Source organism: Peribacillus sp. FSL K6-1552 (genome assembly GCF_038005205.1).
In the GTDB taxonomy this organism is placed as follows: Bacteria; Bacillota; Bacilli; order Bacillales; family DSM-1321; genus Peribacillus; species Peribacillus butanolivorans.
In genome coordinates, this window is sequence record NZ_JBBOST010000001.1 from 2,229,228 (window position 1) to 2,253,014 (window position 23,787).

Genomic DNA, 23,787 nt, shown 5'->3' on the forward strand with positions numbered 1-23,787 from the left:
TCAATATAGCCTCCTTTTTGTTTGTTTTAAAAAAAGAATAAGGGGTGTAGGAAATGATTATGTTAACGGGCCAATCTTTAACAATTGAAGAGGCGAAAAAAGTATTGTATGATAATGCGTTTGTCTCGGCTTCAGCCGATAGTGTTAAGAAAGTGGAAAAAAGTAGGGAAGCTGTTGAAAATATCGTGAAACAAAAGAAAGTAGTCTATGGTATTACAACCGGTTTTGGAAAATTCAGCGATGTGTTGATTGATGCAGGGGACGTAGAGCAGCTGCAGTGGAATTTGATTCATTCCCATGCTTGCGGAGTAGGAGAACCGTTTCCTGAATTGGTTTCAAGAGCTATGGTTCTTCTCCGCGCCAACGCGCTATTAAAAGGGTTTTCCGGCGTTCGTCCTGTTGTCATTGAGCGTTTGCTTGAGCTTTTGAATGCGCATATCCATCCGGTCATCCCTCAGCAAGGCTCTCTAGGGGCGAGTGGGGACTTGGCGCCTCTTTCTCATTTGGCACTTGTATTGATGGGAGAGGGCGAAGTGTTCTATAAAGGGGAGCGAATGGAGGCCATCATAGCTTTATCGAAAGAAGGCATTCTTCCGCTGACACTTAAAGCAAAAGAAGGTCTTGCTTTGATTAACGGAACGCAGGCCATGACGGGAATGGGACTCGTCAATTACATCGAAGCTGAACAGCTGGCCCATCAAACTGAGGCGATTGCTTCAATGACGTTAGAAGGGTTACGCGGCATTGAAGACGCCTTTGATCCGGATGTTCATCTAGCTCGCGGTTACCGCCAGCAATCAGAGGTCGCGGAACGGATCCGCCGCATGATCAACGGTAGCCAGCTCATCACCAAGCAAGGGGAACTACGGGTACAGGATGCGTATTCTCTCCGCTGCATCCCGCAAGTGCATGGGGCATCATGGCAAACTCTCGATTATGTAAAAGAAAAATTGGAAATCGAAATGAATGCTGCAACGGATAATCCGCTTATTTTTGATGATGGTGAAAAGGTTATTTCAGGAGGCAACTTCCATGGTCAGCCAATTGCATTTGCGATGGACTATATGAAAATCGCTGTGGCCGAGCTTGCGAATATTTCAGAGCGCCGTATTGAGCGACTCGTCAATCCTCAGCTGAATGATTTACCACCATTCTTAAGTCCGGAACCTGGCTTGCAGTCGGGAGCGATGATCATGCAATATTGTGCCGCTTCACTCGTCTCTGAAAATAAAACACTCGCACATCCTGCAAGTGTGGATTCCATACCATCTTCAGCGAACCAAGAAGATCATGTAAGCATGGGAACGATTGGATCCCGACACGCCCATCAAATCATTCAAAACGTTCGTCGCGTTTTGGCGATTGAACTCATTTGTGCCTTGCAGGCGGTGGAATACCGTGGAACAGAAAAGATGGCTCCATTTACAAAAGAGTTGTATACGGAAGCAAGAAAGCTTATTCCAAGCATTACACATGATCGTATCTTTTCAAAAGATATTGAAGCAGCGGCAAGCTGGTTACATCAAATCGATTGGAATTCATTTATTCATAGGAGCTTACCCACCAAATAATAGTATGTGAGGGAGTAACCGAATTTTAAAAATGCATGCGAAGCTTTTTCTATAAAGGTTAGGCTAATAAGATCAAAAAGTAGTCCTTTACTGGGTTTTTATGTCAGCTAATCTAGTTGCGTAGTGCTACACAGACCCCTATATTCCAAAAAAAGTTAAATTTTAATTACGGCCGTGATAAAGAAAAATCGGAAGAATTAAACCTATTAATAGAGTGATTTCCTTTGCTTTATTGATTCAAGATAAAATTGCATTATTGGAGGGGAATCTAATTTGGAAAATCAGCAATTGCAACTGCCTGCTAAAAATGAACAAAACCAGCCGTCAAATACTTTACAAAGAAAACTAAAAGCGCGCCATCTAACGATGATTTCGTTGGGCGGTGCGATTGGAACAGGGCTTTTTCTCGGCAGCGGGCCGGCCATTCACACTGCAGGACCTGGAGGGGCTTTGGTCGCTTATGCAGTTATTGGTATAATGGTTTATTTTATTATGACAAGTCTCGGAGAACTAGCATCATTTATGCCAGTAAGCGGAGCTTTCAGTACCTACGCAACGCGTTTTATTGATCCAGCACTTGGGTTTGCGCTTGGTTGGAATTATTGGTTCACTTGGGCGATGACGCTTGCCGCGGAACTATCTGCCGCAACGATGGTTATGAAGTTTTGGTTTCCTCACAGCCCGTCATTGTTATGGAGTTCTTTGTTTTTGGTTTTGATATTCTTGTTGAATTACGTATCCGTTAAAGGGTATGGAGAAGGGGAATATTGGTTTTCGATCATTAAAGTGGCGACCATCATCATTTTTATCGTTGTCGGTATATTGATGATATTCGGGATTATGAATGGAGAGGCGATTGGTTTTAAAAACTTCACAGTTGGCGACGCTCCGTTTGCCGGCGGTTTTTTAGCAACATTGGGTATTTTCATAGCTGCTGGTTTTTCTTTTCAAGGGACAGAAATAGTTGGTGTTGCAGCCGGCGAGAGTGAAGATCCGGCAAAAAATGTTCCACGTGCAGTTCGCAGCATCTTTTGGAGGATTTTCCTATTTTACATCCTAGCGATATTTGTTATTGGATTGATAGTTCCTTATACGAATAGCAGTCTGCAGGGACATACGATCATGGTTAGTCCGTTTACGATGGTGTTTGAAAAAGTGGGACTGGCATTTGCTGCTTCCGTAATGAATGCTATCATTTTAACAGCCGTACTATCCGCAGGTAATTCGAGTCTTTACGTGACAAGCCGAATGTTATACTCAATGGCAAATGAAGGGCTGGCACCGCGTATTTTTGGGAAGCTCAACAAACGCGGCGTTCCCATTTGGGGACTGGTTGTAACTTCACTTGTAGGGATGTTGGCATTTTTTGCTTCCATTTTCGGTGATGGAGTAATATATATTTGGCTGATGAATGCAGTTGGAGTCACTGGATTTATATTTTGGCTGGGTATAGCTGCCAGTCATTACCGGTTTAGAAAAGCATACATTGCTCAAGGTTTTTCACTGGACGATCTTCCTTATCTTTCAAAATGGTTTCCTTTCGGACCGATATTTTCATTTATCCTTTGTTTTTCGGTTTTATTGGCGCAAAACTATCAAGCCTTTATCGGAGATCACATTGAGTGGGCGAGTGTAATTGCTAGCTATCTTGGTATCCCATTATTTTTGGTGATGTGGCTTGGCTATAAATTTATTAAGAAAACTAAAGTAATTCCGTTAGAAGAATGTCAAATTGATTTCGATGAACACAGGAATGCAAAATAGACATAAGATCCCTTTTAGAATTTATTCGAATTAATTATTAAATAAATATAACTTTCGTTGTTAAGAAAAGTTCCTAATGATTTATACTATTTGATGCTTTCAAATACAAATCATTTACTTATTGGCTTTTAAAAAGTGCAAGAGTTTACAAAAGGGCTGCTGATGCAGTCCTTTTTTTGTATAGCTAAATGGGGAGGAAAGTTCCTAAATATTACATACATAAAAAAACAAGGAGGTTTACTAATATAATAATATAGAGGAGACTCATTTATCTGGACAGCTTTTATAAACACCATGCAAATTGATTTAAGTGATTTATTCCGTGGATTCAGAACATTAACAAAAAAGTGATCAGGTTTAAAATCAAGGATGTGAAAAGGTGTCTACTTTAGTGACAGTTATAATTCAAATTGTTGTAGTGGGTTTTTCAAACTATTTTTCAATCCATGTTTTTAACCTTTGGCAAAAACTTCTTAAAAATAATGATAAAGTTTTAGAAAAAATAAAAGCAAAAGAACAGTAATAATAAAAAGTGACATTGACTCAAACAATTCAGCTATAAAAACAAAAGAATTTGAAATAAGAGTGGAGGAGTTGCTGAGGCAACCAATTCTTATGGAGGTGCAGGATAGTTAAAGCGTGCTGTTTGACCTTTTTTCAACAAATGGGCGAGATTTTAAAAATGGTAGGAATTCTTACTTAGTCTCTTCACACATATAAACATATATTTACCTTTGTTATCATAAAGCTTTATAAGAAAAGAATGAAATACAAATAAAGGGAAAAGGTACCTTGATATCGTATAAAACATATGTAATTCGTTTTTTTACTAACTAGTCATTTGTTGCTTAAGCAACATCATTAATAGGAGTGAAGATAATGGAAGCGGCGGTAGAAAATATTTTTACAAATGAAATGGTGGAATTGGCCGGGCGTTTTTTTCAAGTGAGTGCAGAGAGTCCAGTAAAACTTGGGGATGCAGAAAACTATGTATTTGAGGTTTACCGGGATGGAACACCATTCATCTTGAGATTGACACACCAATCACATCGTACAAAAGAGCAAGTGCTTGCTGAGCTAAAGTGGATTGAATATTTACAAAATAATGGAAGTAACATTCCGAAAGTTATTCCTTCAACAGAAAATAACTTAGTTGAAATTGTAACGGGTCTTGATGGGACAAATTTTTATTGTTGTCTGTTTGAAAAAGCACCTGGAGCAAGGATGAAAGTAACTGATGAAAATTTTAACGAACATTTATTTTTTGAATGGGGGAAAACAATAGGCCAACTACATAAAAAAACAAAAAGTTACATGCCTGGAACAGAATATAAAAGATTGAATTGGTATGAAGAAGAATTATTGAATGCAACACTCTATCATGTTGATGTTCCAGAGCAAGTGATACACCAACAAGAATTAATTATTAAGAAATTAAATGCTCTTCCAGTTCATCAAGATAACTTTGGATTGATTCATTCTGATATTCATCACGGCAATTTCCATTATCATGAAGGAAAGATTCTTGTTTTTGACTTTGATGACTGTTCTAATCACTGGTTTGCAAGCGATTTGGCAATACCTCTGTATTATTTTATGTGGAGCTTAGAACGTGAGGGCGTAAATGACCTCGATGGATATGCTACCGAATTTATGAGGGAATTCATAAAAGGATATGAGACAGAAAATCACCTTGCACCTGAAGATTATGAAACAATACCTCTATTTTTAAAGTTAAGAGATCTAACTTTATATAGTTTTTTCTATAAAAAGTACGATTTAAAGAATACAGATAGTCAATTAAACAAAACAGTTCAAAAAATTGAACGGAGAATAAAAGAAAGTCGTACTATTGTTCACTTCGATTCGATTTTTTAAGAGATTGATGGTTCGCATGGAACAAATAGGAATAGTTAGGTAGGGGAAATTATGCAAATTAGACAAACTACTGATTATGAAAAAATTGCAAAATTAAATCGATATGTTCACAATTTGCATGCAAAGCTTTATCCCAGATATTTCAAGGAATATAACTATACTGAAATTAAAGATACATTCAAAAGTTTAATCAACAACAACAGTTTTGTTTTCCTTCTTTTAGAACATAATGAAGAATCACTTGGTTACGTGTGGATAGAGATTAGAAACTATCCAGAAAATGTTTTTAAAAATGGTTATAATTCAGTATATGTGCATCAGATTAGTATAGTTGAGAATCAAAAGAAAAAAGGTTATGGAACGAGGTTAATGGAAGAGGTATATAAAATAGCGAAAAGGAACGATATAGATTTAATTGAATTAGATTATTGGTTTGAAAACGATGATGCAAAAGAGTTCTATAAAAAACATCACTTTATAAAGTACAGAGAATTTGTTTATAAACAGTTATAGTTTATTGTTTAACTAACAGATGCGATACTTCAAATATAGGAAGGTCGCTTTTTCTTATTAAAGTAATGAGGGAGTTTAAGAAGAACTTCATATTGTATCCCTTTTATTTATATTTAAGATTTTAATAAAATGAATGATACTAGGGGGACTATTATGAAGGTTAATCAAAGAACAACATTTATTAATGAAAAAGAAGTTCAATACACACATATTGAAACCGGAAGTCCGGTTGTTTGTTTTATATTTTCTGGAGCGGGTTACACGTATGAGAAGCCTTTATTTTATTATTCGACAATGACAATGCTTCAGAATCAGTATGATGTCGTTCATATTCATTATTCATACGGCCAGGATGTAATCAAGTTTCCATTGGAAGATATCACAAAAATCATTGTTAATGATGTCAATCAAATCATTACTGAGGTGTTTAAAAATCAACGATATCAAGAAACGGTATTTTTAGGAAAATCACTTGGTACAATTCCTATCATCAACGGACTTATGAAAATTGATATGAATATGAATTCTAAAATGATTTTGCTTACACCACTTTTAAAGTTTGATTCAATTTTTGAAGCATTATTAAGTAGTAATCATTCAACCCTTATTGTTATAGGAGAAAAAGACCCTCATTATATTTCTAGAAAAATCCAAGAAATTGAAAATAAAACAAATATAAAAATTGAAAAAGTCCCCAATGCTAATCATTCTTTAGATATTGAACCATTTAATACTTCAAAGTCCATTACAGTCTTAGAAAATGTAATGAAAAGAATAGACAAGTTCTTAAAATGTAACTCTAGTTCAGCTAACGAGTGCGATTCTTCATAAAGAAGGATACACTGTATTCATTGATCAGTGCGTTAACCATCCTGCCGGCTTATATTACTCTGTTCAGTAAAAATAAAAAAAGTAGCCATCCATGATGTGGATTGGCTACTTTTCTTATTGTCTTATTGATTTAGAGCTGATATATAACGTTCATAATAATTTTTTACTCATGTTGTACCAAATGACTCTTCCATGCTCTGAGCTTGAAACACCGCTGTTGAGGTATCCATAGTTTTCATAGAAGCGAATTAAGTTCTCTTTACAAGTAAGTGTAATCGTTTCACGTTTGTTCGCTCTCGCTTCTTTTTCAAGATGAGCAAGTAACGCGGATGCCACGCCTCGTTTTTGGAAATGCGGGGACACAGCTAATCCTAAAATAGTTTGATGACCGCCAGACGCTGGGTTTACCTGTATCTCACTGAATAACTCATCTGTAATGAACGCTGTGTCAATGACTGGTCCATTGATTAAACCCGCGAGCACACCGTCCTCCTCCGCTACAAAAAAACTATCCGGGATTAATTGAATGCGCTTTTCGAACGCTTCTTTTGTAGCTGCTTCTTCTTTTGAAAAACAAAGATGTTCAATAACTACAAGTTCAGGAAAGTCTTCCATTTTTACTTTTCGTATGTTCAGCATATCTACCCTTCCTCCAAAATAAACCATATTCTTAAATTCATTATAATATTTTATTAAATTAATAGAGATTTAAATGTACATCTTCATCTCCTCACAAGATTTTCGTACATAAGTTTATTGTAACAAAAACTAGCATAGGTTAGGCCACTTGCTTTTTCTTATTCAGCTTTTGGGGACAGCTACATAAGGAAAAAGGTATAATTTAACGGAAACCTAAACGGCAGGTGAGACAAATGACCTTGGAGAATTTTAATGAAATGCAAGAACGTGTAGAAAATGGAGAAGAATTTAGTTTTGACTATAAAAATGAGGAATACTGGATAAGTCAAAATCCAGATGAGTACTACCACACGAGTTAGTGGTTCGTTAACTCAAGAATTTGATACTTCCAAAGCTCTTTTTGAAAATGGAACGATTAAGGGAAGAAAACTTTTCGAAATTTATATGGATATTGATTGGAACTAATAGTGATTTTCTAAAAGGAGTACATTTTATGAAATTTACATGTCCATGCTGCGGTTATAAAACACTGAATGAAGAACCACCAGACACCTATGAAATTTGTGAAATCTGCTTTTGGGAAGATGATGGCTATCAATATAAATATCCAGATGAAGACGGCGCAAACAATATTTCCTTTAGAGAAGCACAACAAAACTTTATTAAATTAGGAGTTAGTAAAGGAGCCTTTTCGAAGAACGTAAGAAAACCAAAAAGGTCCGATATAAAGGATACTAATTGGAAACTATTGGGAAGGCTTGAGTGAAAAAATAGAAATACGGAGATTTCCGTTAATGAGGAGTGGGAAATATTCGTAGCTTGTGTTCAATAATAATTTTTTTATTCATGATCGCGGGATGTTCTCAGAATGAAATGGAATATTATTCGAATCCTAATAAGGTAGCGTAAACGATTTGATTTTACATAAAACAAAAATTGGTGACTATCAGGTGTTTGAATCTGACAGTAAATTGTCTATTGAAGGAAATGGTGAACCAATAGAGATTGATTTGCCTGAACATAGTCATCTCAAAAGCTTGCACTTATCCCATGATGAGCGGTATTTAGCCTTTGATAGTCAGGTTCAAGAGAGAGTGGAAATTTTCGTCGTGAATTTGCAAACAGGTGAATCTAGCAATATATCAGATTCATACGATTATGCTGGATACGAACAACCATATGGAATAGCTTGGTCTCCTGCTAAAAATATAATGGCCCTGATCGGTGGTTATCCTGATTCCGCAAGAATTGTCCTATTTGATATGGATTCAGGTGAAGAAGGACACGGGGGCTCAGAAATATTTAAAGACATATATGGTGTGAAATGGAATAGAGATGGAGAGTCGATACATTACCTTGTGGATTCGTTTGATGGAGATGGAGATTATACAGAGTATCAAACAGAAATCCAATCTGACCATGAGTTGCTTGGGGGAACGATTAACAAGATCAAGGCATTGAATCAGGAAGAGTATGAAGAATGGTTTATTGATTAAAACATTGGTTAGGGTTGCTTCGGCAGCTCTTTTTCTTATGGATGTCAATGAAAAAATTACCTTAAATGGAACCGATTTAATGATTACAAGTGTGAAACTTAATGCTAGGTACCCGTATTAAATCATTTTGAATAAATGGATGTGGTTAAATTGGTAAAAGATAAAAGGTTTATTAATATGGCTCTAATTCTTCTTTTTACATCTATGGCACTAAACTTCCCTTTCCCCCATGAATATCCTTATGGTGAAACAGTTGCTACTGCGTTACATATACCTGTGCAAACAGAAGGAATAAAATATGTAGGGATTGCTATCATTCTGTTTCTATTTGCAGGCCTGTATTTTCTTGTGAAGTCGTTGAATAAATACCATGGCCGATTTGTATTGATTGCCATTATACTAGCATTTTCCATTCCGCATGTCGCAGCCAGCGCGTTTCAAAAAACATTAGCAAAAGGCATTTATGCAATTTCCTATGAAAGTGAATCAAGTAGTTGCAGTTTTGAGATGACGGATGAAACAACATTGTATGGGATATGTGAACTTCTTTTTGAAAACTACAGTAATCATGAGGCTCAATTTACCTTTGATTTTTATGAAAAAGAAGATGATTTATCCATGTTATCACTCATGAACAATCATGTACCATATGAAGTGAAGGTAAAAGGCAATGAGAGGGAAAGAGTGAAAATAGAGAAAAAAATTGATGTATCACACATGAAAAATTTTGTAGGTGAGGGCGAGTCAGCGTTTATGAATATTATCATAATGTCGGGAGAAAAAAGTAGGAGGTTATGAGGAGGTTTATCTATAAGCTGCATTACTTCTATGCGAAGTTGACAATCAGGAGGAGGACTAAGATAAACTCGTCTTCAACCGAGTTGAAGGGATTACACAATTTGAAAAGATAATTTCAATGTCAGAAACCTTAGCTAAGGTGAATTTTATCTGTACCATTGTGGCAATTATAGATTGGTATAAAATCGCTATTGAACAAACGGATGCTTTACTTCAATAAGGAAGGTAGCTGAGGAAACCTTTATCTTATACAACTAAAATATGACATTAGCCAAAATGATAGGAGCTTAACAAATGGAATTTGAAAAGTATATGGAAACCAATTTTCCAAATTTATCACTTCGGCCAGCTTTGTTTTATAGTTGGGATATAGGAATTCGATTTGAATTAGGTGTTGAGTGGAAGATAGAATATGATTTCGAGAACAGTCCTTATCTTAAGGGAGTCTATAAAAGAGGCAATCAACTTATTTAAATCTTTACATTTAGATGATGAAGAGATTTTTGTCGTAGCAAATGTAAATGATTACGGAGATAAAAAAGTTAATATTTTCTATCCTTTTGTGAGGGATAAGGATGTACTATACAAATTAAAGCATAAAGTAATACCTTATGTATTTCCTGAAGATGATGAAGAAGGTAGATATATAACACATCGGTTTATGCTCAGATGTAAAACATCAGACATTAGATATGTCCCTCTTTTAAAAGCAATATGCAATCAGGACATGGGAATAAGACCAAGCATTTTTCATGATATCTTTTTCATTAATATTAATAGAGAGACCATTTTTCATGTTTATGATGATAGAGGTTGTGATTTGTTGGGTAAATCAGCTGAAACTATTCGGGATATTTATAATAAATACAACGAATGGATTTTAGATTACGACAGAGAAGAAATTGATAAAGTATTTAGATGATTTTTTTGAAAAATAATAATTTTTATTCAAAAGGTGCTTACTTCAGAAAGGGAGTTGCTTCGGCAGCTCTTTTTCTTATGAAGTTAATGGGCCACTTTACTGGAAGAATAATACTTTTGATATAATTGGTTTATTAGTTATTTGTGATGGAGGTAATAAAATGTTCAAATCGATTATTATATTTATTGTATCGTTATTTATTCTATATTTAGTAATTGAAAGTGCTGTAAAAAACGGTATTAACCGTTCAAAAATTGGTCAACTCCTTGAATCGAAGTATGGTATCGAAGAAACTAAAAAGTCATCATTCTTAGATGATGATTTGGACAAAGAATAATAAGTTCATTCAACTAACTCGTGCAACTAATGTTATGTAAAATATGTGTAGAAAAATAGTATTAGTCTAAAAGAAAGCATGTCCTCATATTTTTCATGGTAAAACTCTTTTTAAAGGAGAGGATCTTAAATGAGCGAACAAACAATCAAAGTGAATGGAATTACTATTTTTACTGAAAGCTTTGGTAATGTAAATGATCCAGCGATTTTACTGATGATGGGAGCCACTGCATCTATGGTATGGTGGGAAGAAGATTTCTGTCAACGCTTAGCAGACCGGGGCCTATATGTCATTCGGTATGATAGTCGTGATGTTGGCCGTTCAACTACTTATCCACCAGGAAACCCAGAATACTCCTTTGAAGATTTGGCTGACGATGCTATTCATGTGTTAGATAGTTATGGTATTGAGCAAGCCCATATAGTAGGGATGTCAATGGGCGGCATGCTTACTCAAATGATTGCATTAAGGCACCCTGAAAGGGTTTTGACAGTTACCCTTATTGCGACATCAAATTTTGCACCAGAGCTACCTCCAATGGAGGATAAAGTGACAAAATTTTTTGGTCAAGCAGGTGCAATAGACTGGACCAATGACCAATCCATTATTGAATTTATCGTGGGGAAATGGAGAATAATCTCTGGATCAAGACATACATTCGATGAACAGCGTGTACACCAATTGGCAATCGAAGAAATAAGAAGGTCTAACAACATAGCTAGCATGAATAATCATGGTCTAATATCGGGAGGTGAGTCATACCTAACGAGAACGAAAGAAATTACTGTTCCTACTTTGATCATCCATGGTACTGAAGATCCAATTATTCCATACGAACATGGGAAGATGCTTGCTAACTTAATTACAAATGCAGACTTATTCACATTGAATGGTACAGGGCATGAGCTTCACTATAACGATTGGGATGCATTGATTGATGTCATTACAAAACACACTCTACGGTTATCTTAATTAGAAAAAATCCCTTTTTATTAATGTTGTTAAACTACTGGGTGATTTACTTCACTATGAGAGGTTGCTGAGGCAACCTTTTTTGTATGAACACATATTCGTGAAGGGCATACAATATAAGCCCACCATATATTAATTTTTTGAAGGACGTAAATGTGCTATGTCGTTAAATTAATTGGTTATGCAGTTTGTTGTTCAGATGGAGCGATTGTATAGCCTTTCTTTTTTAGGAATTCGATCATTATTAATTCTTCGTTAATTTTTTTTCTTCAAGCGATTGCTTACAACATCTTAAAAACAGGAGAACCCTATCATCATCTAGGCTCAAATTACGTTTGGTAATCCTTTTTCGATGTGAAGCAATTCGATTACTTTGCCTTGAGGTTACGAGTACACTCTACGGCCATCGTTTTTAATGCTTTGTTTCCTTGTGTGGTTTTCCTTGTTTTTTTACCAGCACTTTCATAATTTCCGGGATTCACACCAGCCCATGAGGCAAGATGCTTAGCCGACTTAAATACGGTCAAATTAACGCCCATCCCTGCGATAAAAGTAGCTGCAGCAGCTTTGTTCACGCCAGGTATACCATCCAATAATTCTACTTCCTTACGATAGGGGGACAGGGGTTGATCGATTTGTTTTTCCAATTCTTATATGGTTTCTTCTAAATAGCCCATATGCCCCCAATGGTATCGCAACATATCACGATGATGACGGCGAATACGAACATTAATTGAAAGAGCATGGAGATGCCCCAATTTCTCTCTCTAGTGAAATTGGCAGTATCGGTTTACTAGAACGTGAAAATGCCACTATTTTAAATACAGCCTTAATGAAAACAGGTCGAACGTGCATTAGCTGAAAATCGGAGCTGTCTTTAAGGCAGCTTTTTCGTGCGCCCGGCATGGGTGCAATCTATAGGGTGAAAGTCCCGAACCATGAAGGCAGTAGTAGTGGTTAGCTTAATGCAAGGGTGTCCACGGTGACGTGGAATCTGAAGGAAGCAAGCGGCAAACCTCCGGTCTGAGGAACACGAACTTCATATAAGGCTAGGTATCATTGGATGAGTTTGCGAAACAAAACAAAGTCCTTACTGCCGAAGGTGGTACAGAGTAAATGAAGCAGATAGATGGAGGGAAAGATTGCACTCTTACCCGGGGAGGTCTGATGACAGCCAAGTACACTTGGTAACCTGTCCAGTGATGGACAGCTGAATCATCAGAAGTCAGCAGAGGTCATAGTACTTGTCTACTCGAGAAGATAAGGAAGGACCGAACAGATTAAGGAGGATGAATACTAGGCGTTCGTTATCTGCGAAGAAGCAAACAATTCCTAACGGAACTTATTTGAAGGAAGAAGTGGTGAATACACGGGGAACTTCAAAAGGGCGGAGCAGATAAAGGCACAAATAGACCATCTCGTCCACGCAGGGAAAGGATATCAACGATGTTAATGGAACAGATACTAGAGAGGGAAAACTTAATACAGGCATTGAAGCGTGTAGAAAGAAATAAGGGAAGCCATGGTGTAGATGGAATGCCGGTTCAAAACCTGAGACCGCACCTCGCAACCGAATGGTACAACATGAAAACTGCCCTTTTACAGGGTACCTATCAACCGCAGCCCGTCCGTCGTATCGAAATCCCGAAACCAAACGGCGGAGTTCGGCTATTGGGTATTCCAACCGTTCTAGACCGTTTCATTCAACAAGCCATTGCCCAAATATTGACTAAGATATATGACTCAACCTTTTCGGAGAATAGCTATGGATTTCGCCCTAACAAACAAGGGCACCAGGCGGTTCGAAAGGCAAAGTCCTATATAACCGAAGGTTATACATGGGTAGTGGATATGGACTTGGAGAAGTTCTTCGATAAAGTGAATCATGACAAGCTCATGGGAATGTTAGAGCGGAAAATTGAAGATAAACGAGTTCTCAAACTGATTCGTAAATTCCTTCAAGCAGGCATTATGATAGGCGGACTTTTTCATAAAAGTGAGGAGGGAACTCCGCAAGGAGGTCCGTTAAGTCCTTTATTATCTAATATCATGTTAGACGATTTAGATAAAGAACTAGAGAAACGCAATCTTCGATTCGTAAGGTATGCGGATGACAGTACTATCTTTGTGAAGACACGAAAAGCCGCCAAACGTGCAATGGGAAATATCTCAAGCTTCATTGAAAATAAACTGAAGCTAAAGGTCAACTACGAGAAGTCGAAGTATGATCGCCCTTGGAACAGAACGTTTCTCGGTTTTAGTTTCACGAAGTCAAAGAAGAACCCGAAGGTTCTACTGGCTAAACAAACGGTGAAGAGAGTAAAGAAACGAATCAGGGAAATGACCTCGAGAAAATTACCGATACCCATGAAACTCCGAATAAATAAGTTAAAGCAATACCTTAGAGGTTGGATGGGGTATTTCGCCCTCATTGATACTCCGAACGTATTGAAGAATTTAGATTCATGGATTCGAAGAAGACTCAGGATGTGCCTATGGAAGCAATGGAAATTGCCAAGAACGAGGGTGAAGAAACTCAAAGGATTAGGCGTCCCATTTGGAAAAGCATATGAATGGGGAAATAGCAGAAAGGGTTATTGGCGCATAGCGCATAGTCCTATTCTAGACAAAACCCTTAATAATGTTTATTGGCTCCATCATGGGTTAGTAAATCTATATGAACGATATACAAAACTACGTCAGACTTAAACTGAACCGCCGTATACCGAACGGTATGTACGGTGGTGTGAGAGGTCGGAGGCTAGGCGCCTCCTCCTACTCGATTTTATGCAACTAACGGGTCAGGTTAGTTCCATATGGCGAGCATGCCTTTTTTGTCGCATAAGACACAATCTGTGCAATAGGAGGAGAAAGCCTTTTTGACGGGATTCGAACCCGCACTCATTTCGTAAGCATAGGCTAGGGGTGAACCCGCTTCTCTACGGATATTCACCGGCAGGATTTACACCTGCCTCAGCTTATTTTCTTTTCGGAGCTTCTGAAACCCATACCATGCAACCCGGTTGCTACAATGTTTTCCGCTCTTCCCTTCTAGAGCTACAGGTGAGTTATTTAATTTTAATCACTTCCTTAATTTAATTTAATTTTCTATGTATATAACTCTTAACAATATCAAAACCTATGAATAGCAACACATTACATTCATAGGAGCTGACAACATGGCTAGAAATAACAACAGTAATCAATTAGTAGTTAATGGTGCAGAGCAAGCTCTAGAACAAATGAAATACGAAATCGCTAGTGAATTCGGTGTTACACTTGGCGCTGATACAACATCTCGTGCAAACGGATCTGTTGGTGGAGAAATTACAAAACGTTTAGTGCAAATGGCTGAACAACAATTAGGTGGAAGAACTCGTTAATCGAAATCATAAGTAATGTTAGGGATAGTGATTGGGCTATCCCTATTTATATTAAAAAGGTATTATTCTACATGACCTATAATAATCTTAGTGTAGTCATCTTCAATCACTGTTTTTTGAAGTTTATTATTTGCATTAGGCTCCTAATCATTCTAAAAAATAATTGAGAAATAGTCACTGCTCTTTATACCTGGTGGTGGGATAGAGGATAATGAACAACACGAAGAATGCCTTAGAAGAGACAGATTATTCAATATCAGAAACCTCTCTTATATTGGTAATATTAAGTTAAAGTGATTTTTACGTAACCCAAATTTGGAAATTCCATCATCACTAGATGAAGGTGTTGTACATGAAAGACACTACACTCTAATTGGCTAGTAAATTATATGGAACAAGAATGGGAGGAAGTACGTACAGATACATAAAATTTGCAATACATACTTTTATGCTCCTTTATCAGAGACGAAAGATCAGGTTTCTAACTGACGCAGTTGATTATTTTTGTTAAATGTGAAGTTATACACTTAAACTAACGGGTGCGTTACTTCATTACCAGGAGCTGATCAACAGCTCCTTTTCTTATGCAACAAACGGGGCAGATTAGTTGATTAAGAAATTAAAGAAAACAGAGTATTATTACTTTTATAAATAACCAAAAAAACGTTTATTATTGGAATGTTGTTTAAAATTTGAAAAATTAAAGGTGGCAGGACAATTTGAAAAAATGGGAAAATGTAGCGTTTGGTAGTTCAATTTTTATTGTACTAACTTTCCTTCCTCCGTATCTTGATAAAATTGGTATTTCTCTTTGGCTTAAATCAGTATGTATATTTACTGTACTTTTTGGTGTTCTTTTTATTGTATCTAAAATCAAATTCCTTCAGAAATCGGTAACAAGAAAAGTAGGATGGTCGACTTTGATTACAGTATTTATTTTCTTAGCTGTTTTGGCTAATTTAATCGACTAACAGGTGCTGTACTTCAATGCCAGGAGCTGATCAGTAGCTCTTTTCTTATGGAACTAAAGGGGCTGCTTTGTTGAAGAGTAATATATACTAAGATAATGGTAGGATGAAAAAGTAGGGAGTTCGATGAAGTGGAGGAAATGATAGGTGGTTTATTTGTTTTTGTAACGGGAGTAATTTTCCTGTATTTTGGTTTGTTTCAGTACAAGTGGATGGATAAGAGTATAAAAGAGATTGAAGAAGGAAAAATCGATTTTTTTCCTTTCATAAGTAGTTATTGGTTCTGGCGGATATTGTTCATAGGAATTGGTGTATTACTCATTTTAACAACTGGAAATTCATTCATTAGGATGTCTTTCTTTAACTAGGTGCTAATAAGTAGGTTGTGCGGTAAGCTTTTTCTTATAAAACTAACGGGTGCTTTAGCTGAAGATTAGAGCTGTCTTTAAGGCATCTACACTTGTCCAAACAGTACCTTTTGTTCCTCCTAAATCACAATATCTCATTTTCAACCCATAATCACCAACAGAATAATGATTACCTAATTTTAAGGTAGCAACAGTGACCCCTGATGTATACTCATCATTGAACAAAATCCTGTATATGAAAGAAAAACTCGTGAAATGCTCCATAGAAGCAGGGGGAAATTAAAAAAAAGTAAAAATAAAAGCCTAACCAAGATTTTTAGTCTCGATTAGGCTTTTATTTTTTGGTTTTTATTTGATTCATTTCTGCCAGAATTTCTTTAGCACGCTGCTCAGCACGTTCATAACTTCTTTCCTCAACTTCGATGAGCTTTCCATCAATTATAAAATTATAATGGTATTTCATTGAACAATTCCTCCTTCTTTGTTGTTCCATAATATAACATATTTTTATATGTTTTATCCTTTGAAAATGTAAAGATTAGATTTTTAAAGTTCACGGTCAAACCGCGTTTTGGGTCCTGTAGTGTGAACGACACTTCACACGTTATTATTATAGGTAAAAAAGTGATTTTTTATGAAAGTGGTAGGGCGTACCTTTAAGTCTTTCCTCGAACTCATTTGGATCCCTGCGGATTTGTAACTGAATCTTCTATCAATGGAGGGTAAACATTGTTTACCTTGACATGCTTGATATGCTTCTCTTCTTGTGCTCTCTATGTTGTATCCATCATCGATTGAACTACCTATCATCATAACGTCATGCTCCTTGCTTACTCATAGCATGATACATCAACCATCATAAGCATAACGACATAACGCATTAGACATATCATCTATCATTGGTAGGGATACACAACAGACTGCACCTCACAGTCACTGCTGGTTCACTCATTGAAGCATACTGATAGAACATATGATTCACCATCACTGTACCTCTGAGCACCACCCAGGACCTCTATACATATCAATAGCTTATCTGTATCAGTTAGATATAAGTAGCAACCTACCTTCATTACCTTATATAAGGGTAGCATCAGGATAATGCGTATTTACAACGATAAGCATTCTGATACAAGTCATATGGACATTATGAACTCTATTTTGTAGGTGAGTGGATTGTGTCTAAAAAGGCTCTACACTATTGAGATTGTGAAAAAATGTACTTAAACTAAAGGGGCAGGTTAGCTCAATAAGTATAAAGGATTATATGTTAATATTATATTTATTAAAATAAATAATAGAGGGGAGGGATAAAAAGGTTGAAATCAATGTTTAAGTCAAATTTTTTTAGATTTTTTATTATTATACTTGCTTTAATTTTTGTACTAGTATTTATAAAAAGGGATCATATTTTTCAAGAGGGAAATCCTATTCCGTTAGCAATTGGAATTACAAAATTAACATTTCAAGATGTTGAAATGGTCCGTGTTTGGCAAAATCCTGATCAATACATAGTAAAACAAGGCAACTACGAGCCATTTATTAAATATATGGAAGATGAAGGTGAGAATTATATTGGAGAATTTGAAGATGGCTTTTTGTTTGAAAATGAAAAGGGGAATATTACTAGTAACATAGGAATTAAGTCTTTCACAAAATATTACGATCTTATTGATGCTCCTTATTGATGCTCACCAAACCCGGTCATTATTGTTTTGCTTCCTCTTTTTATACAAAAACTGTGGCATATGAGAAAGGTAAATATAAACTTTTATAAAATATGTGGCTTTACACCTGTTTCAGGAGGAGTTTGGCATTTATAAAATTAATGGATTTTTAATGAACAGGTGCGTTAGCTGAAGATCGGAGCTGTCTTTGAGGCAGCTTTTTCTTATGGAACTAAAGGGGCAGGTTACTTCAAGAAGTTCAAGGTGAGAATAGAAAGAGAATGGAGGAAGAGATTTGTATGGGGAAACGTACAAAAGCAACCTTAATTTTTGTCACAACAATTGTTTTTATCTATGCAATACTCGCAATTATAGAAACAGTAAATCTAAGCTCCAAAACTGCCGATGAAGCATTCGAAAAATTCATAAATAGTGAATTTAAAACTGAAGTTGCTCAAAATGAAATTGGTGATAAAGAATTTTACCGAATTGGTAATTATACATTTGTGCCATTTGAAGTTGGTAATAATGTTTCATTAGTACAGTTTGAGAAAGGAATATTTGGTTGGAAACTAAGCTATTATTCTCAGGATGAAAATGGAGGTTATTCATATTCAAGTGTTGTTGATGAGTTAAATGGAGATATTCTTTTACACGGTGTCATACCAAAAGATATAGTTACTAAAACCAAGACCATAAAAGTTAATGGAAAAGATGCGGATATTGTTATGCTCAATGATAAAGCTGGAATTTGGATAATGATGAACAATAACAATCAAGAAAACTTCGATAACATAAAAATAGAATTCTTAGATAATGTTGGAAATATAATCGGTAAAATGTAAATACAAATATCATTTAAAAAGGTAGTTGCTTATTATTGTGAATAAGTACACTTAAACTAAATGGTAGCAAGAGTTTAAGATCCGGCTTGAATAGCCGGTTTTTTTGTTATTCAACTAACGGGGCAGGTTAGTTGAATAAGAACTGGTATAATTTAGAGAAAAGTAGAGTGTAGAGGTGAATTATGGCTTTCCTTATAGTAGCAATCTTATTAATATTTTTATTTGACTTCACAAAAATGAGAAATCAAAATCAAACAATAATTAAACAGAATGAAAAGGTTATCTCTCTGTTGGAAGAGATAAAAAATAAAAAAGCGTAGTTCTTAACCTAACAGGTGAAATAAGGGAGTTGCTCTGGAACCTCTTTTTTCTTATGGCACTAACGGGGCAGTATAGTTGAAAAAGGAACTTGAATTTAAATCTCGAATATATAATGTAATCAGATAGATAAAAATTTTGATGACAGATAGGAGCTAGATACGATGATAAAAGGTTTCGGAGGAATATTTTGGAGAACTAAAAATCTTGAAGTTGTGAAAAAATGGTACAGTGAAGTGTTGAAGCTTGAAATAGATAATTGGAACGGGACTGTGATAAAGCCCCAATCAGGAAATGAGACCATCTTTTCTTTCTTTACCGATGATGACAGTTATTTTCCAACAGAACAACAAGTGATGTTAAATTTCCAAGTACATAATCTAAACGAGACTATTAAGCATCTTGAACAGATTGGTGTACCCCTTGCAAAGAAAGAAGAGATTAGTGAATTTGGAAAGTTTATTTGGATAGAAGATCCTGAAGGTCGACTGATCGAGCTTTGGGAGAAATAACTATTGAGCTAACAAGTGCGTTAGCTGAGGAACGGAGCTGCCTTTAAGGCAGCTTTTCTTATGGCACTAACGGGGCAGGTTAGCTGAATAAGGATAAGTCGAGTAGCAGGTATGAACTGACCCCATAAAGTTAGACAGGAAACTTTCATTTTATTTATATATGGTTTAATCCTATAATTAGGAATAAGAATATAAGTTTATTTTCAAAAATTACAGTCGTAAGTTGGAGGAGATTTCATGACGGATTTCGCTATACGCCTTGCCACCCCTGAGGACCGCAAAGAGATTTTCAATGTTCACCGTCATTCAGTCCGCAACCTCTGCTCAGAGCAATACACGGAAGAGCAGATCAACATGTGGCTGGATGGGAGGGACCCGGACATGTACCTCCCTGCCATAGAACGCGGGGAGCTTTGGGTCGCCGTGTCGGACAGGAAAATCCTTGGTTTCGTCGAAGTGGAGGGCAACGAGGTAACCAAACTCTTTGTCTCCGGAGCGGCAGCGGGTTCAGGAGTCGGTAAAGCCTTGATGGTGAAGGTCATCGGGCACATTCGAAAGAATGGGAAGACACGGATCTACTTAGAAGCCACAACCACGGCGCGGGATTTCTATCGCAAATTGGGCTTTGTTGAGACGGGAACAGGCACTTTCTCGCAAGGCGGAGCGGCGGTTTCGTTGGAAATCGTCAAGATGGAACTGGTCTGAATCCGGTGCCGGGCCGACGGTGCAACGAGAATTGCACTCACCAATGACAGTATAAGTAGAAAACCACCAATAGGGTCGCTCTTTAGTAGAATAGCCTCTCGGCATTCGCCGAGGCAGGTGGGGCAAGGATTCCCCTGCACCACCAAAATTGTAATCCTCCCACTTTCGTAGGGGGATTTTTTATTCTACCGCCACCCGAACTGGAAAAAGATTGACTTAGGGCTAGTGATAGCAATAATAGGGGTCCAGACAGCATTTTGGCAAAATTGTACGTTAAGGATATAAATGTTGATATAAAAGGGGTGTTCCATTAACGTTCGTTTATGGTACTGATGCATTTAAACTCAATCCAGGCTAAATATTAGTACCAAAAGGTGTTCCAAAATCAAAGTATCAGTTACACCCTTTATGAAACTATCTTAACGTACGTAAATCACCTATTTTCCACTTTGAAAATTTCTTAGCGTACAAAAATTCCGAAATGTTGGCGGTACCCCTAATAGGGGGTAGCATCAGGAAAATGCGTATTTACAACGATAAGCATTCTGATACAAGTCATATGGACATTATGAACTCTATTTTGTAGGTGATTGGATTGTGTCTAAAAAGGCTCTACCCTATTGAGATTGTGAAAGAATGTACTTAAACTAAAGGGGCAGGTTAGCATTCCTGTAGAGCGTTAATTATTAACTTTGAAAAAAATAGGGCTCCTCAGTAAGATATGAGTAAGACATCACTCTAACTCAAAACCTTAGGAGGAACCCTAATATGAATTTTAAAATGCAGGACAAACAAAATCAACTCATTGAACGAATTTCTGATCGACATCTCGTTGTTGGCGTGGATATCGCCCAACAATTTCACGTTGCTCGAGCTGTAAATTATCGAGGAATCGTGGTAGGTGATCCTCTTACTTTTGAAAATAACGAAGAAGGCTTTAACAGATTTCTAGAATGGATTAATAAACTAAAAGGTAAAAACAGATTAGACACAACTATTGTCGGTATGGAACCTACAGGTCATTACTGGATTAATCTATCGAAATGGTTATCTAACGAAAAGGTTGATGTCGTAACAGTCAATCCTCACCTTGTAAAAAGAAATAAAGAAAATCGAGATAACACTCAGTCCAAAAGTGATAAAAAAGACGCTCTCGTGATTGCGGATATGGTCAAGAATGGATACTATTCTTTTGTTCATGTGGCTTCAGAGTCTTTCGAAAAACTTCGAGTTCTTATGTCCAACCGTGACGTAATCGTAAAACGTCTCGTTAGTTCTATTAATCAATTAAATCGATGGGTAGATGTTGTCTTTCCTGAGCTACGACAAGTGTTTAAAGATGTGAAAGGAAAAGGGGCAATCGCAACTCTACGTTTGTTTCCGACACCAATCGAGTTACGATCGATGCAACCTCAAGATATTGTAGCCAAATGGAAATCGGTAATGAAGCGTCAGCCTGGGTTGAAAAAAGCTTATCAACTTATAGATTTAGCTAAACGCTCTATCGGATCCCACCAAGCACATGATGCTTACAAGCTACATTTAGAACAACTACTGGAAGAGTATGATCTAGCTACAACGCAACTCGAAAGAGTGGAACAAGAAGTCACTAACGTGCTTCAACAAATTCCTTTCGCAAAGAAACTGTTGGCTATTAAAGGGATCAGTGAAATCTCTTTAGCTGGAATTTTAGGGGAAGCTGGAGATTTAAGTGGATTCGCCCATGGTAATTCTCTCCTTCGTCATGCAGGGTTACATCTTTCCGAGGCGAGCTCTGGTAAATGGAAAGGTCAGATTGTCATTTCTAAACGTGGGAGATCCAGACTGCGGCGTTTCTTATACCTAGCGACGATGTGCCTTGTCATGAATAACCCTGAGTTTAAAGTGTTGCACGCTAATAATGTTAAGGTGAAAAAAATAAAGAAAATGAAATCAATTATGAAATTGGTTGGTAAACTGGCTCGAGTATTTGTAGGCATAGCCAAACGAAATGAATCTTATTCCCCAGAAAAATTACAACCTTTTTCAGCTCTAACAGCCTAGTTTTTATTGAATAAATCATGCTTTACAGGTTCTCGAAGGGAACCTCACTTGAAAATAATTAATACTTTATTTTCAGCTTATCTTTTGTCGAATGTTTTCTTATTCGTAGGATCTCAAAGATGCACGGAGTACCAGATTTCTTGAACAAAAGGGCACCGACCCATTAGGTTAGCATAACTGGCCTCCACCCCTTGGATAGGCATGACGAAGGAATGAGAGGGCATATTTTTCGATGACCCGTTGAGACATGGGAGGGAAAGCCTCCAGGGGCGGCGTGGAGATTATGTGCATTATATGGTAGAATATGGAGTTTCCTATTACTCCTTTATTTAACTATGCCTCCATGAAACCAAAATGATCTGAGCTCATTGCTTTTAACCGTTAATGTATTTTCAAGGGTTATGAAATCCTGCGAATAAGTGAGCATTCGAGAGATATAGCTATCATACTGAGGGAGTTCAAGAGTGCTGCTAGAACAATTGGGCCGGATTGTAAACAACAACTCTTAAAAAATTGAATCACTGAAAGATAACTTTCTGAAAATTATGGAATTTTTTTATTTTATGGTTGTTTTTACCTGTTATTAGACATATCATAATGATATATCAGTTTGATATATCATTATGATATGTGGAAGGGGATTGTTACATGTCAATTGAAAGTTCTATTCTTGCTATATTAAGCTTTTGGCCCAGTACAGGATACAATATTAAAGCAGAGTTTGAGCATAAAGCTGCCGGCTTATACTGGGGAATGAGTTATGGGAGTATTTATCCGAAATTAAAGAAGCTTGAAGAAGAAGGACTTGTTTATCCTATTGAACAAGAGGAAGAGGGACGTAAAAAGAAACTTTATGAACTTACCCCAAAAGGGTGGGAGGAATTTGAAAACTGGCTTCGACTCCCTCCTGCCTACCCAATTATTAGAGACGAATTATTAATGAAGATGTCCACTTGGCACGAAGATATGGAAAGTTCAGTATTAATCAGTCATCTACTAAAAAGAAAAGAGACAACCGAAGATTTACTTGAATTTGTAAAAGCCTGGCCAACAAACGGAAGCTCTTACATCAGTAATGTGGGTATGCTAACCATCCGCTATGCCGAATTACGACTGGAAGCTGAGTTGAAATGGATTGAAGAATCGATAAATGCATTGGGAAATAATCAACTTCCAAAAGGGCAGGATCCAAATGGGAATACAGAAAAACTGCTAGCAAGACGAAGAGAGGCAACCCAAGGAGAAAAGGAGAAATAA

The 23,787-nt window shown here is 36.8% G+C and carries 25 protein-coding genes and 2 pseudogenes; 24 read left to right on the plus strand and 3 right to left on the minus strand.

Annotation, left to right across the window (positions count from 1 at the left end):
- The first annotated feature begins 53 nt into the window (after nucleotides 1-53).
- From hutH to NST21_RS10890, 6 genes are all read left to right on the plus strand, one after another.
- A complete protein-coding gene (hutH, locus tag NST21_RS10865; protein ID WP_340889086.1) occupies nucleotides 54-1,571 on the plus strand; it encodes a histidine ammonia-lyase in 1,518 nt (505 codons plus the stop codon).
- 366 nt (nucleotides 1,572-1,937) lie between these two features.
- Complete coding sequence (locus NST21_RS10870) at nucleotides 1,938-3,335, plus strand: amino acid permease (protein WP_098178069.1); 1,398 nt, start codon at nucleotides 1,938-1,940, stop codon at nucleotides 3,333-3,335.
- Between the two features lie 379 nt (nucleotides 3,336-3,714).
- Nucleotides 3,715-3,858: a hypothetical protein gene (locus tag NST21_RS10875; protein ID WP_340889087.1), complete on the plus strand. Its 144-nt coding sequence runs from the start codon at nucleotides 3,715-3,717 to the stop codon at nucleotides 3,856-3,858.
- 356 nt (nucleotides 3,859-4,214) lie between these two features.
- Nucleotides 4,215-5,213 (plus strand): phosphotransferase enzyme family protein, encoded by a 999-nt coding sequence (locus NST21_RS10880; protein WP_340892499.1) that lies wholly within the window; start codon nucleotides 4,215-4,217, stop codon nucleotides 5,211-5,213.
- Between the two features lie 51 nt (nucleotides 5,214-5,264).
- Entirely contained in the window at nucleotides 5,265-5,726 is a 462-nt protein-coding gene (locus NST21_RS10885) for a GNAT family N-acetyltransferase (protein WP_340889088.1), read from the plus strand.
- A gap of 153 nt (nucleotides 5,727-5,879) precedes the next feature.
- The gene (locus NST21_RS10890; RefSeq protein WP_340889089.1) at nucleotides 5,880-6,557 is read left to right on the plus strand and encodes an alpha/beta family hydrolase; all 678 of its coding nucleotides are present in this window, start codon (nucleotides 5,880-5,882) and stop codon (nucleotides 6,555-6,557) included.
- A 150-nt stretch (nucleotides 6,558-6,707) separates the two neighbouring features.
- Here the strand turns inward: NST21_RS10890 and NST21_RS10895 are convergent, their stop codons facing one another.
- Entirely contained in the window at nucleotides 6,708-7,196 is a 489-nt protein-coding gene (locus NST21_RS10895; RefSeq protein WP_340889090.1) for a GNAT family N-acetyltransferase, read from the minus strand.
- Between the two features lie 233 nt (nucleotides 7,197-7,429).
- On the opposite strand from NST21_RS10895, the gene NST21_RS10900 reads away from it, so the two are divergent.
- From NST21_RS10900 to NST21_RS10930, 7 genes and pseudogenes are all read left to right on the plus strand, one after another.
- On the plus strand, nucleotides 7,430-7,555 hold the full coding sequence (locus NST21_RS10900; RefSeq protein ID WP_340889093.1) for a hypothetical protein: 126 nt from the start codon (nucleotides 7,430-7,432) through the stop codon (nucleotides 7,553-7,555).
- A 134-nt stretch (nucleotides 7,556-7,689) separates the two neighbouring features.
- On the plus strand, nucleotides 7,690-7,962 hold the full coding sequence (locus NST21_RS10905; protein ID WP_340889094.1) for a CPCC family cysteine-rich protein: 273 nt from the start codon (nucleotides 7,690-7,692) through the stop codon (nucleotides 7,960-7,962).
- Between the two features lie 148 nt (nucleotides 7,963-8,110).
- Complete coding sequence (locus tag NST21_RS10910; protein WP_340889095.1) at nucleotides 8,111-8,692, plus strand: hypothetical protein; 582 nt, start codon at nucleotides 8,111-8,113, stop codon at nucleotides 8,690-8,692.
- Nucleotides 8,693-8,842: 150 nt separating this feature from the next.
- Nucleotides 8,843-9,490: a hypothetical protein gene (locus tag NST21_RS10915; RefSeq protein ID WP_340889096.1), complete on the plus strand. Its 648-nt coding sequence runs from the start codon at nucleotides 8,843-8,845 to the stop codon at nucleotides 9,488-9,490.
- A 294-nt stretch (nucleotides 9,491-9,784) separates the two neighbouring features.
- A pseudogene (locus NST21_RS10920) lies at nucleotides 9,785-10,412 on the plus strand (DUF3885 domain-containing protein).
- A 160-nt stretch (nucleotides 10,413-10,572) separates the two neighbouring features.
- Nucleotides 10,573-10,749 carry a hypothetical protein gene (locus tag NST21_RS10925; RefSeq protein ID WP_235566154.1) on the plus strand — a complete coding sequence of 59 codons (177 nt, stop codon included), beginning with the start codon at nucleotides 10,573-10,575 and terminating at the stop codon, nucleotides 10,747-10,749.
- Nucleotides 10,750-10,878: 129 nt separating this feature from the next.
- Nucleotides 10,879-11,721 carry an alpha/beta fold hydrolase gene (locus tag NST21_RS10930; protein ID WP_340889097.1) on the plus strand — a complete coding sequence of 281 codons (843 nt, stop codon included), beginning with the start codon at nucleotides 10,879-10,881 and terminating at the stop codon, nucleotides 11,719-11,721.
- Between the two features lie 368 nt (nucleotides 11,722-12,089).
- On the opposite strand, the gene NST21_RS10935 is transcribed toward NST21_RS10930, so the two are convergent.
- A complete protein-coding gene (locus NST21_RS10935) occupies nucleotides 12,090-12,314 on the minus strand; it encodes an IS110 family transposase (protein ID WP_340889098.1) in 225 nt (74 codons plus the stop codon).
- Between the two features lie 155 nt (nucleotides 12,315-12,469).
- On the opposite strand from NST21_RS10935, the pseudogene NST21_RS10940 reads away from it, so the two are divergent.
- The 5 genes and pseudogenes from NST21_RS10940 to NST21_RS10960 form a co-directional block, all read left to right on the plus strand.
- A pseudogene (locus NST21_RS10940) lies at nucleotides 12,470-12,559 on the plus strand (hypothetical protein); the annotation flags it as partial.
- A 608-nt stretch (nucleotides 12,560-13,167) separates the two neighbouring features.
- Nucleotides 13,168-14,430: a group II intron reverse transcriptase/maturase gene (gene ltrA / locus NST21_RS10945; RefSeq protein ID WP_053344638.1), complete on the plus strand. Its 1,263-nt coding sequence runs from the start codon at nucleotides 13,168-13,170 to the stop codon at nucleotides 14,428-14,430.
- A gap of 470 nt (nucleotides 14,431-14,900) precedes the next feature.
- On the plus strand, nucleotides 14,901-15,104 hold the full coding sequence (locus tag NST21_RS10950) for an alpha/beta-type small acid-soluble spore protein (protein ID WP_034304517.1): 204 nt from the start codon (nucleotides 14,901-14,903) through the stop codon (nucleotides 15,102-15,104).
- Between the two features lie 719 nt (nucleotides 15,105-15,823).
- Nucleotides 15,824-16,075, plus strand: coding sequence for a hypothetical protein (locus NST21_RS10955; RefSeq protein WP_283898867.1), 252 nt, complete (start codon nucleotides 15,824-15,826; stop codon nucleotides 16,073-16,075).
- A 128-nt stretch (nucleotides 16,076-16,203) separates the two neighbouring features.
- The gene (locus NST21_RS10960) at nucleotides 16,204-16,440 is read left to right on the plus strand and encodes a hypothetical protein (protein WP_340889099.1); all 237 of its coding nucleotides are present in this window, start codon (nucleotides 16,204-16,206) and stop codon (nucleotides 16,438-16,440) included.
- 334 nt (nucleotides 16,441-16,774) lie between these two features.
- Here the strand turns inward: NST21_RS10960 and NST21_RS10965 are convergent, their stop codons facing one another.
- Entirely contained in the window at nucleotides 16,775-16,903 is a 129-nt protein-coding gene (locus NST21_RS10965) for a hypothetical protein (RefSeq protein ID WP_340889102.1), read from the minus strand.
- Between the two features lie 856 nt (nucleotides 16,904-17,759).
- Here NST21_RS10965 and NST21_RS10970 point away from each other — a divergent pair.
- From NST21_RS10970 to NST21_RS10995, 6 genes are all read left to right on the plus strand, one after another.
- Nucleotides 17,760-18,128, plus strand: coding sequence for a hypothetical protein (locus NST21_RS10970; RefSeq protein WP_340889103.1), 369 nt, complete (start codon nucleotides 17,760-17,762; stop codon nucleotides 18,126-18,128).
- A 278-nt stretch (nucleotides 18,129-18,406) separates the two neighbouring features.
- Nucleotides 18,407-18,952 (plus strand): hypothetical protein, encoded by a 546-nt coding sequence (locus NST21_RS10975; RefSeq protein WP_340889104.1) that lies wholly within the window; start codon nucleotides 18,407-18,409, stop codon nucleotides 18,950-18,952.
- A 482-nt stretch (nucleotides 18,953-19,434) separates the two neighbouring features.
- Entirely contained in the window at nucleotides 19,435-19,782 is a 348-nt protein-coding gene (locus NST21_RS10980) for a VOC family protein (RefSeq protein WP_252433473.1), read from the plus strand.
- A gap of 237 nt (nucleotides 19,783-20,019) precedes the next feature.
- Nucleotides 20,020-20,487 carry a GNAT family N-acetyltransferase gene (locus tag NST21_RS10985; protein ID WP_252433474.1) on the plus strand — a complete coding sequence of 156 codons (468 nt, stop codon included), beginning with the start codon at nucleotides 20,020-20,022 and terminating at the stop codon, nucleotides 20,485-20,487.
- 768 nt (nucleotides 20,488-21,255) lie between these two features.
- Complete coding sequence (locus NST21_RS10990) at nucleotides 21,256-22,530, plus strand: IS110 family transposase (protein WP_340888116.1); 1,275 nt, start codon at nucleotides 21,256-21,258, stop codon at nucleotides 22,528-22,530.
- A gap of 648 nt (nucleotides 22,531-23,178) precedes the next feature.
- Nucleotides 23,179-23,787 carry a PadR family transcriptional regulator gene (locus NST21_RS10995; RefSeq protein ID WP_201224903.1) on the plus strand — a complete coding sequence of 203 codons (609 nt, stop codon included), beginning with the start codon at nucleotides 23,179-23,181 and terminating at the stop codon, nucleotides 23,785-23,787.